This window comes from Streptomyces sp. NPDC001135 (assembly GCF_053598395.1).
In genome coordinates, this window is record NZ_JBSFKD010000030.1 from 38,223 (window position 1) to 54,215 (window position 15,993).

The window sequence follows — 15,993 nt, forward strand, 5'->3', positions numbered from 1 at the left end:
GTATCGCTGAAAGAGGGTGCCGGATGGTCTCAGCAACGGTGGGGCGGGGCGTACTCCTCGGGGCGGTCGCGCTGTCGCTCCTGACGGTCCCGGCGCGAGCCGCGACCACGGAGGCGGACACCCCGTCGGCAGCGGCGCTCCCGGCTCCCGACACCGTCGCGGTCGCCGCGGCGCTGCGGTCGGCGGTGGACCGGGGGGCGCCGGGTGCGCTGGCCCGGATCGACGACCCGGGCCGGGCGTACGAGGTGGCGCGCGGAGTCGCCGACCGGAGCACCCGGCGGGCCCTCACCGCCGACGACCGTTTCCGCGTCGGCAGCGTCACCAAGACCTTCTCGGCCGTCGTCCTGCTGCAGCTCGCCGACGAGGACCGGCTGGCGCTCGACGCGCCGGTCAACCGCTACCTGCCCGCGCTGCTGCCGGACGACCGGATCACGGTCCGCGACGTGCTGAGCCACCGCAGCGGCCTCTACGACTACACCAACGACCTGTTCGCCGACAGCGTGTCCGGCTTCGAGGCGGTGCGGAACAAGGTCTTCACCTATCGCCAGCTGGTCGGCCTCTCCCTGAAGAAGCCGCTCACCAACGAGCCCGGCGCCGCGTACTCCTACTCCAACACCAACTTCGTCGTGGCGGGCATGCTCATCGAGAAGCTCACCGGGCACTCCGTGCGGACCGAGTACGAGAACCGCATCTTCAAGCCGCTGCAGCTGCGGGACACGTTCTACGTCCATCCCTCGACCGCCATTCCGGGCCGGTACGCGCGGGGATACCTCACCCCGGACCGGGGCGGTGAGCCGTTGGTCGACGCCACCGACCAGACGGTGTCGTGGGCGCAGAGCGCCGGGGCGATCATCTCCAGCGCGCGGGATCTCGACGTCTTCTACGGTGCGCTGCTCGGCGGCCGGCTGCTGTCCGCCGCGCGGCTCGGCGAGATGGAGCGGTTCACACCGGTCGACGGTACGACGGCGTACGGGCTGGGGCTGCGGCGGCGTGATCTGTCGTGCGGGGTGTCGGTGTACGGGCACACGGGGGTGGTGCAGGGGTACTACACCTATGCCTTCGCCACGGAGGACGGTTCGCGGAGGGTTACGGCTGTCGCCAACACCTCCAACAACGGGAAGGTGTCGGACGCGTTGGCGGCGGCTCTGGAAGCCGGGTTCTGCGGGGGTGGGGCGGCCAGGGGGTAGGGGGCGCTCGCTGCCGGGTGCGGGTGCGCTCGGGCTGGTTCGCGCCCGCGCGGCGGAGCCGCATGCCGGTACGGCCCCGCACCCGCTCGGGGGTGGAACCATCTGCCAGGTGCCGGGCGTTGTCCCTGGCGTGACGAGCGAGCTGGTGTCCGGGGGCAATCTGGCGCTGCCCGGTGGGACGGTACGGCTTCGGGTGGCCGGAGACTTCGACGTGTCCGCTCTCGTCACCGGGGCGGACGGAAGAGTCGGGTCCGACGCCGACTTCGTGTTCTACAACCAGGCTCAGGCGCCCGGTGTCCGGCTGAGCGGTGACACCCTGGCCGTCGAGCCCGGCCGGCTGCGCGGTGGCGCCTGTCGGGTCACGGTGGTGGTGAGCGCGGCCGAGCCCGGTACACCGCTCGGGCGACTGCCCGCTCCCCGGCTCGAGGTCACGGACGGCGCCGGGCGCACGGTGGCCCGGTTCGCGCCGCCGCGCCCCGGTCCGGAGACGGTGCTGCTGCTCGCCGAGCTGTATGTGCGGCCGGGTACCGGATGGAAGCTGCGGGCGATCGGGCAGGGGTACGCGGACGGGCTGGCCGGGCTCGCGCGGGACTTCGGGGTGCAGGTCACGGACGACGGCGGGCCGGCGGCGTCCGCCGCACCGGATGCGCGCGGCCGCACCGCCCGGCCCGCCATGACCGGCACCCGCGCGCCGCGGCACGCGGAGGGCTCCGCCGACGACTTCCTCCACCTGGTCAACTCGGCCCGCGCGCAGGCCGGTTCCCCGGCCGTCGCCCTCGATCCGCGCCTCGTCTCCGCCGCGCGGTCACACGCCCGGGCCATGGCGGACGCCGGACGGCTCGGCGGCGAGGGGCGGGACGGTGTCTCGGTGCACCAGCGGATCACCGCCGCCGGATACGCGTACGTCACCGTCGGCGAGCACCTCGTCTCCGGCCCGCGCACCCCGGCCGGGTTCGTGGACCACTGCCTGCGGTCGGCGCGTTCCCGGCGCACCCTGCTCGACCCGGCCTTCCGGCACGCCGCCCTGGCCCACGCCGACAGCGGCGACCGGTACTGGACCGCGCTGTGGGCCGCTCCCCTCACCCCGGGCGCGCTGGCGGGCACGGCGGCCGAGGTCGTCGCGCTCACCAACGCCGAGCGCGGCCGGGCCGGCCTGCCCCCGCTGGCCATGGACCCGCTGCTCACGGCCGCCGCCCAGGCGCACTGCGCGGACATGGTGGCCCGCGACTTCTACGACCACACCTGTCCCGACGGCTCCCAGCCCTGGGACCGGGCCCGTGCCGCCGGCTCCCGCAGTCGCACGATCGGCGAGAACATCGCCTGCGGCCAGCGCTCCCCCGCCGAGGTCGTGGACGGCTGGATGAACAGCCCCGGTCACCGCGCCAACATCCTCAAGCGGGACTTCGGCCACCTGGGCGTCGGCTTCGCGGGCGGCGGCCGGGCCGGCACCTACTGGGCCCAGCTGTTCGGTGGCTGACCGGACACGTTCCGCGATCTTGGCGGAACGACATCCTCCGGGACACCATGCCCCGCATGAAGGGTGATCTCTTTTCCAGTGAGCACATGGTGCAGCCGGCCGTGGAGCCGGGTATGTCCGTCGAGAACGCCAAGTGCATCAAGTACGCGGTGCACAGCGAGATGTACGCCCGCCAGGGCGCGATGGTCGCCTATCGCGGGGACCTGAGGTTCGAGCGCAAGGGGCAGGGCGTCGGCGGCATGCTGAAGCGCGCGGTCACCGGCGAGGGGCTGCCCCTCATGGCCGTGCGCGGGCAGGGCGAGGCCTGGTTCGCACACGAGGCGCAGAACTGTTTCATCGTCGAGGTCGAGGCCGGCGACCAGTTCACGGTCAACGGCCGTAACGTGCTGTGTTTCGACGCTTCGTTGTCGTACGAGATCAAGACGGTCAAGGGGTCGGGCATCGCCGGCGGCGGTCTGTTCAACAGCGTGTTCACCGGGCAGGGCCGGCTCGGTCTGGTCTGTGAGGGCAATCCGCTGGTCATACCGGTCTCCGCGCAGTCCCCGGTGTACGTCGACACGGACGCGGTGGTCGGCTGGACGGCGCAGCTGCAGACCTCGCTGCACCGCTCCCAGTCCATCGGCTCCATGCTGCGCGGCGGCTCCGGCGAGGCCGTGCAGCTGATGCTCCAGGGCGAGGGCTTCGTCGTGGTGCGCCCGAGCGAGCTGATCCCGCAGAAGGCCCAGCAACACTGAACCTTCACAGGGTGACCCGCGCCGCACGAGCAACCTCCTGCGCTGCACCTGCGTCTTGATCGACAACAGACCGACACGCCCCGGTCCTTCGGCCGGGGCGAATTTCCGACTCGCTATACACGCAATGTATACACTGCGTGTATAGAAAGGTACGCATGTACGGCAAGGCTTTCGCCCCGGAGTACCAGGGCACCCTGACCACCCTGTCCGTGAACTCCTCGCTGGTCGATGTACTGGCTGAGGGCACCGAGAAGCTGCGCGAGGCCGAGCGGTCCGGGCGCCCGGCCGAGGCGGCCCGCTGCGGGCTCGCCGTCGCCGAGGCGCACCGGCGGCTCGGTCATGTGGGGGACGCCGACCGGGCCTGGAAGGCGAGTTACCGCGCCGCCCGGGAGGCGGGCGACACGGCCGCGATGGCGTGGGCGCTGTGGAGCGGCGGCACCCTCGCCCGGCAGCGCGGGGCCTTCCCGCTGGCCTGGCGGCTGCTCGGACTCGCGGCCGAGCTCGGGGAGCGGGGCGGTGACATCGTCTGCCGGGGATACTCGCTGGCCGGTCTCGCGGAGACCGGGCGCATCCAGGGCGACTACGACGCGGTCGGCCGGCTGCACGAGCAGTTGCTGGCCGAGGCCCGCAAACGCGGTGAGGCCCGGCACACGGTGTGGGCCCTGGAGGGCATCGCGCAGATGCACCGCAACACCGGCGACCACGACCGGGCCTACGCGCTGTTCGAGGAGGCGGCGGAGATAGCCGAGCGCGCGGAGGACCGGCGCGGGCACGCCTGGGCGCTGCGCGGACTCGCCGACATCCTCTCGGTGCGCGACAAGGACACCGAGCGGGCGCTGGAGCTGCTGTCCCGCGCGGAGGCCGGCTGCCGGGCCATGAACCTCTCCAGCGCGCTCGCCTACAACCACAAGATGCGCGGCAACGTCCTGTACCGGGCGGAACGTTACGCCGAGGCGCGGGACCTGTACGAGCTGGCGCTGGAGGAGTTCCGGGCGATGAGCGAGCCGCGCGGTGCGGCGCTGGCCCGGCTGGGGCTGGCCAAGTCGCTGGCGCGGCTGGGCCGCGACCGCGCGGAGACGGCAGCCGAACTCGCCGACCTGGCCCGGACGTTGGAGCGGAGCGGGCTGAAGCACGCCCGGGAGATGGTGGCCCGGGCCCAGGAGGAGTTCGGTCTCGACGCGGAGGTCGCCCGGTGACCGCCGTACAGGCTCCGCCCGCCGCCGTCGACGTCCTCGCCCGCTGCCGGGACGTGGTGCAGCCGGCGCTGCGGGAGGCGGTGGGGCGGCTGCATCCCTGGGTGGCCGAGATGGCCGCGTACTCCTTCGGCTGGTGCGAGGTCGGCGGTGCGCCGGCCGCCGCACCGGGCGGCAAGGGCGTCCGGCAGGCGCTGGCGGTGCTCGGCGCCGAGGCCGCGGGCGCCGACGGGCGGGCCGGCATCCCGGCCGCGGTCGCGGTGGAGCTGGTGCACGCCTTCTCGCTGCTGCACGACGACATCATGGACGGCGACGCGACCCGGCGACGCCGCCCCGCCGTGTGGAAGGCGTACGGCACCGGCCCCGCGGTGCTCGCCGGGGACGCCCTGTTCGCGCTGGCGGTGGAGACCCTCGCCGCCGCACCACAGGGCGCGGGCGCCGTACGGCTGCTCTCCGGAGCGCTCGCCGACCTGGTGCGCGGGCAGGCGGACGACCTGCTGTTCGCCGCCCGGCCCTGCACCGGCCCGGAGCGGGTGACGCCCGAGGAGTACCGGGCCATGGCGGAGGGCAAGACCGGTGCGCTGCTGGGCTGCGCCGCCGCGCTGGGCGCGGCGCTCGGCGGGGCGCCCGAGGCCACGGTGGCCGCGCTGGACCGGGCCGGACGGCACCTCGGCGTCGCCTTCCAGCTGGTCGACGACGTGCTCGGCATCTGGGGCGACCCGGCCGTCACGGGCAAGCCCGTCGGCGGCGATCTGCGCGAGCGCAAGAAGACGTATCCGGTGCTGGCCGCGCTCGGCTCCCCGGCGGCCCACGGGCTTGCCGAGCTGCTCGACACCCCGGGGCGGGCCGCGGAGGCCGCCGTGCTGATCGAGGCGGCGGGCGGCCGTACGGCGACACTGGCCGGGGCCCGTGCGCACACGGACGCGGCCCGGGCGCTGCTGACGGGCGTGCCGCTGGCGGCCGAGGCCGCCGGGGACCTGTTCCGGCTGCTGGATTGCCTGGCGGACCGCGAGCTGTGAGCCCCGGCGAGGGCATGCTGAAACCGTGTTGACCTCGCCGGTCGCCGCGGGTCAGGGTGCGAGGGGCGCGGCCCCACCCCCGCGCCGGAAGGGTGAGGCACCTTGATCGGCATCACGGAGATCGAAGCCGCGGCGGAACGGATCGCCGGGCATGTCGTGCGGACGCCGACCGTACCGAGCCCGGGCCTGACCGCGCTGCTCGGCGTCCCGGTCACCGCCAAGCTCGAACTGCTCCAGCGCACCGGTTCGTTCAAGGCACGCGGGGCGACGGCGAAGCTGCTGTCGCTGAGCGAGGCCGAGCGGGCGGCGGGCGTGGTCGCGGTCAGCGGAGGCAACCACGGGATCGCCCTCGCCGTGATGGCCGCGGCCCTGGACGTGAAGGCGACCGTGGTGATGCCCCGTACCGCGCCGGCGCGTTCCCTCGGGATCGTGCAGCAGGCAGGGGCGTCGGTGCGGCTGACCGACGGCATGGACAGCGCTTTCGAGCTGGTGACGCGGCTGCGGGACGAGGGGCTGACCCTGGTCCACCCGTTCGACGACCCGGTGGTGATCGCCGGACAGGGCACGGTCGGGCTGGAGCTGGCCGAAGACGTCGAGGACACCGCCGCACCGACGGACGTCGTCGTCAGCGTCGGCGGCGGCGGGCTGATCGCCGGGATCGCGGCCGCACTCGCCGCCCGGCGCCCCGGCGTACGGGTGTGGGGCGTGGAGACCGAGGGCGCCGAGGCCGTGTCCGCGGCGCTGAAGGCGGGCGGGCCGGTGCCGGTGCCCCTGTCGTCCCTGGTCACCACGCTCAGCGCGCCCGCCGTGTCGCAGCTGACGTACGACCATGTGTCCGCGCTGGTCCAGGAGGTGCTGGTGGTCTCCGACCGGGACGCCGTGCGGGGCTCGCTGGACCTCGCCGACCACGCCAAGGTGTGGGCCGAGCCGGCCGCCGGCTGTCTGCTGCCGGCGGCCCGCGAGGTCCTGGCACGGGTCGGCGACGGCGCCCGGATCGGACTCGTGGTGTGCGGCGGCAACACGACACCTCGCGAACTCATCGGCTGGGCCGAGCGTTTCGGACTGCTCTGAGATCGTGAACGAGTCGGCGTCCCGACGAGTTGAACAAAAGACAGAAACATACCCGCGTCACGGATTCCTTGAACGCAGCCCCGCGCGTCCCGCGTACCTCTGTGAGACACACAACAGGGGTTCCAGCGAGGGATGACCATGGTCGAGGCGCACGTGTCCGCACACGAGTCGGTCGCCGGACGCTACCGGCTCCTGGAGGTCTTCGCCCGGGAGACGAACCGCCTGTGGTGGTACGCCGAGGACGTGGCGGCGGAGCAGCCCCGGCTGGTGGCCCAGACCGCCCTGCCGGAGCCCTCCGCCGACGACACCGCGCGCCGGGTCACGGCCCGGGTCGTCCGGACCTGCGAGACCATGCGGCTGCTGTGCCCCGGCCAGGTCGCGTCCGTCGTCGACGCCGTGGTGGAGGCCGGCACCCTGTGGACGGTCATCGAATGGATCGACGGCACGCCGCTCTCCGAACTCCTGGACCGCGAGGGCGCGTTCAACACGGCGCGGGCGGCCCGGATCGGCCTGGAGCTGCTCGATGTCCTCCAGGCCGCGCACGACGAGGGGATCACCCACGGCGAGCTGAGCCCCGGCCAGGTCTTCGTACGGGACAGCGGCCCCGTCGTCGTCACCGGGTTCGGGCTGGCGGGCGCGACGCTGGTGCCCCGGCTCACGGCACCGTCGTACGCCTCGCCCGAGCAGGCCCGCGACGAGCGCATCGGGCCGGCCGCCGACCTGTGGGCGCTGGGCGCGCTCCTGTACACGATGGTGGAGGGCCGGCCGCCGTTCCGGGACCGCGGCCGGCCCGACGCCACCCTGAAGGCGGTGGACCGGCTGCCGCTGCGCACCCCGCTGCGCGCGGGCCCGCTCACCCAGTCCGTGCAGGGGCTGCTGCGGAAGAACTCGCGGGAACGGCTGACCCGGCCGGTGGTCCGCGAGGCCCTGATCCGGACCCTCGGCGAGGACGCCGACGCCGACCGGCAGCCGGTCCCCGTCCCCCGGCTGCGCGGCGCGTACGCGGGTGTGCGCCTCGCCGGGCGGGAGCACGGCAGACGGGCCCTGGCGGCGGGTACCGCGCTGGCCGTGCTCACCGTCGCCGCCGCCGTCCTGGCCGCCACCCACCAGCTCCCGGGGACCGGCACCGCGCAGGCACCGGGCCGCCCCTCCGCCTCGGCCGCTCCCGCCGACGGACACACCGGCGGCGGACACACCGGCGGCGGCAGCGCGACGCCCTCCGCGAGTCCCACCCCGAGCGGCCCGCCCGCCCTCCCGGCGGGCTACCGCCCCTACACCGCCCCGGAGGGCTTCTCCGTGGCCCTGCCCGACGGCTGGAAACGGCTGATCACCAACCGGGCCGCCGGCGCCTACCGCATCACCTTCGGCCGGAACGGCGCCTCCCCCACCCTGGCCGTCACCCACAGCCCGCACGTGGGTGACGACCCGGTCGCCGTCTGGCGGGACGACGTCGAACCGGATCTGCGGCAGCTGCCCGGCTACCACCGCGTCGGCGCCGTCCGGGCCGTCACGTACCAGGGCCACGAGGCCGCCGACCTGGAGTGGCTGGCCGGTACGGGGGACGGGCGGGTGCACACCTTCGGGCGCGGCTTCCTGACGGGCGGCGGCGACGGCTTCTCCCTGCGCTTCACCACCCCGGCCGCGACCTGGGACGACACCGCCAACCGGCTGGCGCTGAAGACGTTCCTGCGGACGTTCCGTACGCCGGCGGGCTGACCGGCGCCCGTGGTCCGTTTTCGGGCCGCCACCCCGGGGACTCACCTCTTATGGTGCAAATCGGATACACGATGATGACCGAGCAGGCAGGCCCCCGGGACCTGGTGGACCACGTGGTGCGGGCCGAGGAGACCGGGTTCGACTTCTCGGTCATCTCCGACCACTACTTTCCGTGGCTGCGCTCGCAGGGCCACTCCTCGTACGCGTGGAGCGTGCTGGGCGCCGCCGCCCAGGCCACCTCGCGGATTCCGCTGATGACCTACGTGACCTGCCCCATCCTGCGCTACCACCCGGCGATCGTGGCGCAGAAGGCGGCCACCGTGCAGCTGCTGTCCGAGGGCAGGTTCCGGCTCGGGCTGGGCGCGGGCGAGAACCTGAACGAGCATGTGGTGGGCGGCGGCTGGCCGCCGGTGGACGTGCGGCACGAGATGCTCGAAGAGGCCGTGGGGATCATCCGCGCGCTGTTCGAGGGCGGCCACGTCACCCACCACGGACCGCACTACGACGTGGAGTCGGCCCGGCTGTGGGACCTGCCGGACCAGCCGCCGCCGATCGGCATCGCCGTCTCCGGAGAGCAGTCCTGCAAGCTCGCCGGGCACCTCGCCGACCTGGTCATCGCGACCGAGCCGAAGCCGGGGCTGCTGGAGGCCTTCGACCGGCACGGCGGCAGCGGAAAGCCCCGGGTCGGCCAGCTGCCGGTGTGCTACGACCCCGACCGGGACACGGCGGTCAAGCGCGCCCACTCCCAGTTCCGCTGGTTCGGGCTCGGCTGGAAGGTGAACGCCGAACTGCCGCACCCGGACTCCTTCGAGGCCGCGACCCAGTTCGTGGACGAGGACGACATCGCCTCCGCGATCCCGTGCGGAGACGACCCGGACGCCTTCGTGGAGGCCGTACGCCCCTACGCCGAGGCCGGGTTCGGGGAAATCGCGCTCGTGCAGATCGGCGGCGACGCGCAGCCGGAGTTCCTGGACTGGTCGGCGAAGACCCTGCTGCCCGCGCTGCGGGAGGCCTTCGGCTGACAACCGGCGGCCGCCGCCACCCGCCCACGGGTCCCGATAGGCTTTCCTGTCCGCGTCCGCCCCCGGGTGCGGTCCCTTGAGCATCCTCGCAGGAGAGTCATCCGTGACCCTGGTCATCGACCCGTCCGAGACGTCCGCCCCGGCCGCGCCGCCGCTGTCCGACCTCGTGGCGCGCGACGCCCGCGAATTCGGCGTCTACGCGCGCACCGGAGGGTGGGCCTTCGCGCTGATGGTGGCCCGCAGCGTGCGCCCGGGCGGGCAGGCGGCGGGCGAGACGCCGAAGGTGTCCGCGAAGGAGTTCGCGCAGCTGGCGGGCTGCTCCCCGGAGCGGGTCATGCGCTACTACAAGGCCTGGGACCGGGCCGCCGACGACGGGCTCGTCCCGCACTTCGAGGCACTTCAGCCGGGTCAGGAGGTGGAGTTGCCGCACGCGGACGTGTGGCTCGGCTACTACGTCTCCCGCAGCAGCGCGACCTCCGAGCGCGGCACCGCGATCGCCGAGGCCGCCGAGGCCGAGGGCATCCGCCCGACCAAGGCACTGGAGGTCGCCGAGAACCCGACCGCGCTGCGCGCCGCGATCCTCGCCGACCCCTCCACCGCCCGCGCGGCCCGCTCCGCCCTGCTGGACCGGCTGCGGGAGGACCCCGAACTGCAGGCGGACCTGGCGCGTGACGTCGTACGCACCGACGACCTGAAGAAGGCCGTCGCGACCGAGAGCCGGGCCGCCGACCGGATCGGGTACGTCCGGCAGATCGCCGAGTCCGGGCAGATCAGGACCCCGGCCGGGCAGACCGTCGAGGCCCCGGCCGAGCTGCGCGAGGAGGCCGAGCGGCATCTGTCGCTGATCGACGAGCTGGAGGACGGCGAGGACACCGGGGAGTGGGCCACCGAGGCCTACGACACCATGAAGTCGCTGGTGGCCGAGGCGGTCGAGGCCGACCCCGGCCTGCGCGTCCAGGAGCGCCGGACGAAGTTCTACAGCAGCCTGCAGAAGGCGACCAGGGCGTTCGAGGAGCTGACGTTCGACGACGCCCAGGACTTCTACGAGGACGACATGGTCCGGCGGCTGGAGGAACTCCAGCAGGCCATCGGCGGCTGCCTGGCCGCGCTGCGCGGAGCCGGCGGGAATCCGGGGAATCAGTCGCACGGGTGAGCATCCCGGGCGGCACGGGGGTACTAGAGGGCTCTACGCCGATTGTTGCCGGAGGCCCTCGCATGAACGCGTTCGTGCACAAGACCCTGGTGGTGCAGCTGCGCGCGGAAGGCACCGGCCGGTGCCCCGTGCTGGCCCATCTCAGTTACGACGCCGACGACCCGTTCGCCGTCACCGCCGTCTTCGGCCACGACGGCCGGGTACTGGCCTGCTGGCGGCTGGACCGGGAGATGCTCTCCGACGGTCTGGTCCGGCCGGTCGGCGCCGGGGACGTGCGGCTGCGGCCGGCCGCGACCGGTGCGTGGCAGGAGCTGTGCATGGAGTTCCTCGGGGACGTCCGGCCGGACGGGAGCCGGCACCGCGCGGTGGTGTTCGCCTGGGCACCCGCGGTCGCCGCGTTCCTGCGCGAGACCCACCGGATCGTCCCGCCGGGCCGGGAACGCGTCCCGGTCGACGAACTGGTGGCCGAGATCCTCTCCGCGGGCTGAGCAACCGTACGCCTGCGGCGGCGAGGTGCGACCGCGGGGTCGTGGCGGCCCACTCCCTCACGAGGCGCTGGCCCTCCGGTCCTACGTCCGTTCCCGGCCGGGCGGCGTGCCGCCGTCCGGCCCAGGGTGCGCGGTGCCGTCGGACGAGCGGGTCGTGTGCCGGTGGCGGGCCCACAGCGGCAGGCCGTACCAGCAGACCAGGTACCAGACCACGACGGCCGCCACCAGATACGGCACATAGCCGTCGTGGGTGGCCACCCGCAGGATCAGCAGCAGGGAGGACGTCATCGTCACCAGGAGCATGACCAGGCCGACGAACGTCATCCGGGACGCGAGCCGTACCGCCTGCGGCTTCACACGGCGGCCGGACACCAGGCGGTGCAGGGACACCGGTCCGATGAGGGCGCCGGTCGCGCAGGCGCCGAGGACGACGGTCACGATGTAGATGACCTGGTCGGCGCGGGGCAGCGTGGCGTACTTCGGCTGGAAGACGACGGTCAGCAGGAAACCGAACAGGATCTGCACACCCGTCTGGGCGACACGGACCTCCTGGATGAGTTCGACCCACATCCGGTCGGCCCGCTCCTCCTCGGTCTCGTTGCGCCCCCTGCGCCGTCCTTCCTGCGTCATGCGGTGCGTGTAACCGCCGTGCCGCTCGTTCAAACGACGCGTGTCCCGGCGACTACCAACGGTGCTCGACCTGGTCCTTGATCCGCCGCTCGTACAGCTCGCGGATCGCGGTGACCGTCTCCTCGGGCAGCGGGGGCAGCTTGGCGGCGGCGGCGTTCGCGCGGGCCTGCTCCGGGTTGCGGGCGCCGGGGATCACCGTGGTCACACCGTCCTGCTCGGTGATCCAGCGCAGGGCCAGCTGGGCCGGGGTGTACCCCTCGGGGGCGAGCGCGGCGAACTCGGCGGCGGCCTCCACCCCGGTGCCGTAGTCGACGCCGGAGAAGGTCTCGCCCTGGTCGAACTGCTCGCCGTGCCGGTTGAAGGTGCGGTGGTCGTTGGCCGCGAACACCGTGTCCTTGGTGTACTTGCCGGACAGCAGGCCGGAGGCGAGCGGGACCCGCGCGATGATGCCGACGCCGGCCTCGCGGGCCGCGGGCAGCACCTCGTACAGGGGCTTCATGCGGAAGGGGTTGAGGATGATCTGCACGCTCGCCACGTGCGGCCGGGCGATCGCGGTGAGCGCCTCGGCGCAGGTCTCCACGCTCACCCCGTAGGCCGCGACGCGCTCCTCCTCGACCAGGGTGTCCAGGGCGTCGAACACCGCGTCGCGGGAGTAGACGGGCGTCGGCGGGCAGTGCAGCTGGACCAGGTCGAGGCGGTCGACGCCGAGGTTGCGGCGCGAGCGGTCGTTCCAGGCCCGGAAGTTGTCCAGGACGTAGTTCTCGGGGATCTGCTCGACCCGGCGGCCCATCTTGGTCGCCACCAGCACATGCAGGTCGGGCCGACCGCGCAGGAAGGAGGCGATGGTCTCCTCGCTGCGTCCGTCGCCGTACACGTCGGCCGTGTCGAAGAAGGTGACCCCGGCCTCGGCCGCCGCCTCCAGGACGGACAGGGCCGCCTTGTCGTCCACGTCCCCCCAGTCGGCGCCCAGCTGCCATGTGCCGAGACCGACCACCGATGCCCACTGACCCGACCTGCGGAATGCGCGTTCGTCCATGGCGCCAGTCTGTCATCCGGCGCCAGGAGCACGCGGAACGGATCTCTCCGGTGGGCAAGCCGTGTCTCCCTCACCCATGTGGGCGGCAGGGGCCGGCGGAGCGCGGGGAGCCCTGCAGCGGCGCCTGGCGTGAGCGGTGATCGACCGTGCGGCGGGCAACTTGTCTTCTTCTGGGGGAGGTTCGGGCCCCTTCGGCCGACGCGGTCCGCTGCGCCCCGCCGCAGCGCCGGCCGCCGTTACGGTGCTGATCGCGCCGACCCGGCGGTGTCGGCCACCTCGAACGCGCGGCGCGATGAAGTCGGCCTCCATGTCGCGCAGGCGCTTCACGTCCTGGTCCCTGCGGTCGCCACTGCCGAACTCCCTCGCGCTCGGGCGCGGCACGAAGCCCTGGTCGCCGCGACCGTGCACGCCCGGCGCGAGCCGGACCGGTGCGGTCCGCACGCCGCGGCCGGCCGGCGCGACGGCGGCCTCCCCTGGTGCGGTCCGGAGGCCGCCCGCGGCCGACCCGTCCCCCCTCCGCCCCGAGACGCTCCCCTGCGGACCCACCCTGCCGAGCCAGTCACCGACCAGCGGCACGCGGTCCGGACAGAGGCCGCCCGCGACCGACCCGTCCCCCCTCCGCCCCGAGACGCTCCCCTGCGGACCCACCCTGCCGAGCCAGTCACCGACCAGCGGCACGCAGTCCGGACAGAGGCCGCCCGCGACCAGCCCGGCCTCCCCTCCACCGCGAGGCGGTACGCGGCTGACCCACCCTGCCGAGCCAGTCACCAACGAGCGGTGCGCGGTCCGGGCAGAGGCTGCCCGCGACCGGCCCGGCCTCCCCTCCGCGGCGAGGCGGTACGCGGCGGTCTCGTCGCGCCGGGCCAGTCGCCGGCGGTCGCGGGCGGGCGGTCCGGACTCCGTGTCCGTCCCGGCCCGGCCATGGTCCGCCGCACGGTGCCGAGCCGGGCCGGGTCGCCCCGGCCGCCCGCGCGGGCGACGACGAGCGGCCGGCCGTGTCCTTCCGCAGGGCCGCGCAGGCCCCGCTCACGGGGCCGGACGGGGCACTCCGACTCAGCCGCCCGGCGTCAACTGGGTCTGCACGAGCGGCCCGTAGTGGTCGGCGATGGTGTCGACGTCGGTCTCCCGCAGGTGCGGGCCGCGTGCGATGCCGTACATCACGCCGAGGCCGACGAGCGCGGCGACGGCGAGTTCGGCGCGCAGGCCCGGGTCGGGGCCGGTGAGCCGGGCGGCGAGGCGTTCGGTGACCTGGGTACGGAAGTTGGTGCGCAGGATGTCGCCGTGGTCGCCGTGCAGGGGGGCGAAGGCGATGCGCAGCAGCGGGTCGGCGCCGCGCTCGCGCTGGCTGGACAGCACATGCCGGGCCATGTGCCGGCCGAGGTCGGCGAGCGGCGCGTCCAGCAGGGCGTCCGCATCGGTGTCGAAGGACATCACGCGGGCGAACAGGGCGTCCTTGTTGCCGAAGTACTTCACGATCAGCGGCGGGCTGACACCGGCCCGTTCGGCGACGGCCCTGAGGGTGATGTCGGCGTGCGCGTGCCGGGCGAGGAGGTGGCGGGCCGCTTTGAGGATGGCCGCCTTGGTGGCCTCGGCGTCACGGCGGGCGGAGACGCCCGGTACGGGTGGAGTGCTCACGCCCCTCATGCTCCCTCCATGGCCTGGTCGCGGGCGCCGCGCGGGGTGCCCTCGGCGCGGCGGGGGCGGCCGGAGGGGCCGTCGCCGGGGATGGACAGGGCGGCGGCGCAGGCCGCGAGGGCGACGGCGCCCGCCATCGCGAACGCGAGCAGATAGCCGTGCAGGGTGGGGACCGGTACGCCGCCGACCTGGCCGCTGTGATGCACGAGCACGGCCGCGACGGCCGCGCTGGAGGTGGCCTGGCCGATGGTGCGCATCAGGACGTTGACGCCGTTGGCGGAGGCGGTCTGCGCGGCGGGGACGGCCCGCAGGATGAGGGTCGGCAGCGCGGAGTAGGCGAGCGTGGTCCCGGTCGCCACGACGGTGGCGCCCACGATGATCATCCACAGGTGGCGGCTGTCGGCGATGCGGACCCCGTAACCGCAGGCGATGACGGCGGCGCCCAGCGCGAGGGTGATCCGGGGGCCGCGCGCGGCCGAGATCCGGGCCGACAGCGGGGAGAACAGCAGCATGGTCACACCGCCGGGGAGCAGGCACAGACCGGTGGCGACGATCGACAGGCCGAGGCCGTAGCCGGTGGCTTCGGGCGCCTGCACCAGCTGGGCGGTGACCAGTGAGTTGGCGTAGAAGGCGAACCCGGTCAGCAGGGCGGCCACATGCGACAGGCCCACGCGCGGCCGGCCGGCCAACCGCAGGTCGACCAGCGGCCGTTCGGTGCGCAGCTGCTGGCGGCACCACAGGGCGAGGACGACGGCGGCCCCGAGGAACAGTCCGAGGACCCGGGCGCTCCCCCAGCCCCAGGTGCCGCCCTGCGAGACGCCCAGCAGCAGGCAGACCAGGCCGACGGCGAGACCGAGCGCGCCCACCACGTCGAACCGGCCGGATTCCCGCACGGGCGACTCCCCGACCGCCCACCAGGTCGCCGCGACGCCGAGCGCGCCGAGGGCGCTGGTGAGCCAGAACATGGTGTGCCAGTCGGCGTACTGCACGACGAGTGCGGCGAGCGGCAGGCCGAGCGCGGCGCCGATGCCGACCGTGGAACTCATCAGCGCCACGGCCGAGCCCCGGCGCTCCGGCGGGAGTTCGTCCCGCAGGATGCTGATCGACAGCGGTACGACGGAGGCGGCGGCACCCTGCAGGGCGCGGGCGGTGATGAGCACGCCGATGTCGGAGGACAGCGCGCACAGGACCGATCCGACGGTCATCAGGGCGAGTGCACCGATCAGCACCCGGCGCTTGCCGTACATGTCGCCGGCCCGGCCGAGCACCGGGGTCAGGACGGCGCCGGAGAGCAGGGTCGCGGTGACCGTCCAGGAGACCGCCGCGGCCGAGGCACCGGTGAGCCGGGGCAGGTCCGGCAGCAGGGGGACGACGACGGTCTGCATGACCGCCATGAGGATGCCGCCCGACGCCAGCACCGGGATGGTGAGCCGGCTGCGCAGCGGGGCCGGTCCGGCCGGGGGTGCGGATATCGGGGCGGGCTGGTCCATCGGCGCTCCTGCGGGCGGCGTGCGCGGCGGGGTGAATGACAATTCACCTTAGTGGGTGAATGGCTGTTCACCCCGTGCGCGGAGTCGGGGCGAGAGCTCTCGAGCCGTCCGCGGGAGTCGATCCGGCGCGGCGCGCGGACAT

At 74.0% G+C, this 15,993-nt stretch carries 14 protein-coding genes; 10 read left to right on the forward strand and 4 right to left on the reverse strand.

Annotation, left to right across the window (positions count from 1 at the left end; genetic code table 11):
- Nucleotides 1-23 precede the first annotated feature (23 nt).
- From ACWC94_RS30575 to ACWC94_RS30620, 10 genes are all read left to right on the forward strand, one after another.
- A complete protein-coding gene (locus ACWC94_RS30575) occupies nt 24-1,187 on the forward strand; it encodes a serine hydrolase domain-containing protein (RefSeq protein WP_450800456.1) in 1,164 nt (387 codons plus the stop codon).
- A 130-nt stretch (nt 1,188-1,317) separates the two neighbouring features.
- On the forward strand, nt 1,318-2,664 hold the full coding sequence (locus ACWC94_RS30580) for a CAP domain-containing protein (RefSeq protein ID WP_450800458.1): 1,347 nt from the start codon (nt 1,318-1,320) through the stop codon (nt 2,662-2,664).
- A 56-nt stretch (nt 2,665-2,720) separates the two neighbouring features.
- The gene (locus tag ACWC94_RS30585) at nt 2,721-3,398 is read left to right on the forward strand and encodes an AIM24 family protein (protein ID WP_450800459.1); all 678 of its coding nucleotides are present in this window, start codon (nt 2,721-2,723) and stop codon (nt 3,396-3,398) included.
- A gap of 155 nt (nt 3,399-3,553) precedes the next feature.
- Nucleotides 3,554-4,594, forward strand: coding sequence for a tetratricopeptide repeat protein (locus tag ACWC94_RS30590; RefSeq protein ID WP_450800460.1), 1,041 nt, complete (start codon nt 3,554-3,556; stop codon nt 4,592-4,594).
- Nucleotides 4,591-5,610, forward strand: coding sequence for a polyprenyl synthetase family protein (locus ACWC94_RS30595; RefSeq protein WP_450800461.1), 1,020 nt, complete (start codon nt 4,591-4,593; stop codon nt 5,608-5,610). The genes ACWC94_RS30590 and ACWC94_RS30595 overlap by 4 nt, the downstream gene beginning before the upstream one ends.
- A 102-nt stretch (nt 5,611-5,712) precedes the next feature.
- Nucleotides 5,713-6,681 (forward strand): pyridoxal-phosphate dependent enzyme, encoded by a 969-nt coding sequence (locus tag ACWC94_RS30600; protein ID WP_450800462.1) that lies wholly within the window; start codon nt 5,713-5,715, stop codon nt 6,679-6,681.
- A 132-nt stretch (nt 6,682-6,813) separates the two neighbouring features.
- Nucleotides 6,814-8,397, forward strand: a complete 1,584-nt coding sequence (locus ACWC94_RS30605; RefSeq protein ID WP_450800463.1) for a protein kinase domain-containing protein — start codon at nt 6,814-6,816, stop codon at nt 8,395-8,397.
- 50 nt (nt 8,398-8,447) lie between these two features.
- Nucleotides 8,448-9,419 carry an LLM class F420-dependent oxidoreductase gene (locus ACWC94_RS30610; protein WP_450800464.1) on the forward strand — a complete coding sequence of 324 codons (972 nt, stop codon included), beginning with the start codon at nt 8,448-8,450 and terminating at the stop codon, nt 9,417-9,419.
- A 103-nt stretch (nt 9,420-9,522) separates the two neighbouring features.
- Nucleotides 9,523-10,572: a hypothetical protein gene (locus ACWC94_RS30615; RefSeq protein WP_450800465.1), complete on the forward strand. Its 1,050-nt coding sequence runs from the start codon at nt 9,523-9,525 to the stop codon at nt 10,570-10,572.
- A 62-nt stretch (nt 10,573-10,634) separates the two neighbouring features.
- The gene (locus ACWC94_RS30620) at nt 10,635-11,060 is read left to right on the forward strand and encodes an SsgA family sporulation/cell division regulator (protein WP_450800466.1); all 426 of its coding nucleotides are present in this window, start codon (nt 10,635-10,637) and stop codon (nt 11,058-11,060) included.
- 81 nt (nt 11,061-11,141) lie between these two features.
- On the opposite strand, the gene ACWC94_RS30625 is transcribed toward ACWC94_RS30620, so the two are convergent.
- From ACWC94_RS30625 to ACWC94_RS30640, 4 genes are all read right to left on the reverse strand, one after another.
- Nucleotides 11,142-11,690, reverse strand: coding sequence for a DUF6328 family protein (locus ACWC94_RS30625; RefSeq protein ID WP_450800467.1), 549 nt, complete (start codon nt 11,688-11,690; stop codon nt 11,142-11,144).
- Between the two features lie 52 nt (nt 11,691-11,742).
- Entirely contained in the window at nt 11,743-12,726 is a 984-nt protein-coding gene (locus ACWC94_RS30630) for an aldo/keto reductase (RefSeq protein WP_450800468.1), read from the reverse strand.
- Between the two features lie 1,053 nt (nt 12,727-13,779).
- Nucleotides 13,780-14,370 carry a TetR/AcrR family transcriptional regulator gene (locus tag ACWC94_RS30635; RefSeq protein ID WP_450800469.1) on the reverse strand — a complete coding sequence of 197 codons (591 nt, stop codon included), beginning with the start codon at nt 14,368-14,370 and terminating at the stop codon, nt 13,780-13,782.
- Complete coding sequence (locus tag ACWC94_RS30640; RefSeq protein ID WP_450800470.1) at nt 14,367-15,851, reverse strand: MFS transporter; 1,485 nt, start codon at nt 15,849-15,851, stop codon at nt 14,367-14,369. Before ACWC94_RS30640 ends, ACWC94_RS30635 begins: the two co-directional genes overlap by 4 nt.
- Between the last annotated feature and the right edge of the window lie 142 nt (nt 15,852-15,993).

What these genes read in the sequence shown, in the direction of transcription:
- ACWC94_RS30585 (WP_450800459.1), top strand. Translation starts at nt 2,721, where the DNA reads ATGAAGGGTGATCTCTTTTCCAGTGAGCACATGGTGCAGCCGGCCGTG.
- ACWC94_RS30625 (WP_450800467.1), bottom strand. Translation starts at nt 11,690, where the DNA reads ATGACGCAGGAAGGACGGCGCAGGGGGCGCAACGAGACCGAGGAGGAG.
- ACWC94_RS30620 (WP_450800466.1), top strand. Translation starts at nt 10,635, where the DNA reads ATGAACGCGTTCGTGCACAAGACCCTGGTGGTGCAGCTGCGCGCGGAA.
- ACWC94_RS30590 (WP_450800460.1), top strand. Translation starts at nt 3,554, where the DNA reads ATGTACGGCAAGGCTTTCGCCCCGGAGTACCAGGGCACCCTGACCACC.
- ACWC94_RS30635 (WP_450800469.1), bottom strand. Translation starts at nt 14,370, where the DNA reads ATGAGGGGCGTGAGCACTCCACCCGTACCGGGCGTCTCCGCCCGCCGT.
- ACWC94_RS30575 (WP_450800456.1), top strand. Translation starts at nt 24, where the DNA reads ATGGTCTCAGCAACGGTGGGGCGGGGCGTACTCCTCGGGGCGGTCGCG.
- ACWC94_RS30630 (WP_450800468.1), bottom strand. Translation starts at nt 12,726, where the DNA reads ATGGACGAACGCGCATTCCGCAGGTCGGGTCAGTGGGCATCGGTGGTC.
- ACWC94_RS30605 (WP_450800463.1), top strand. Translation starts at nt 6,814, where the DNA reads ATGACCATGGTCGAGGCGCACGTGTCCGCACACGAGTCGGTCGCCGGA.
- ACWC94_RS30640 (WP_450800470.1), bottom strand. Translation starts at nt 15,851, where the DNA reads ATGGACCAGCCCGCCCCGATATCCGCACCCCCGGCCGGACCGGCCCCG.
- ACWC94_RS30610 (WP_450800464.1), top strand. Translation starts at nt 8,448, where the DNA reads ATGGTGCAAATCGGATACACGATGATGACCGAGCAGGCAGGCCCCCGG.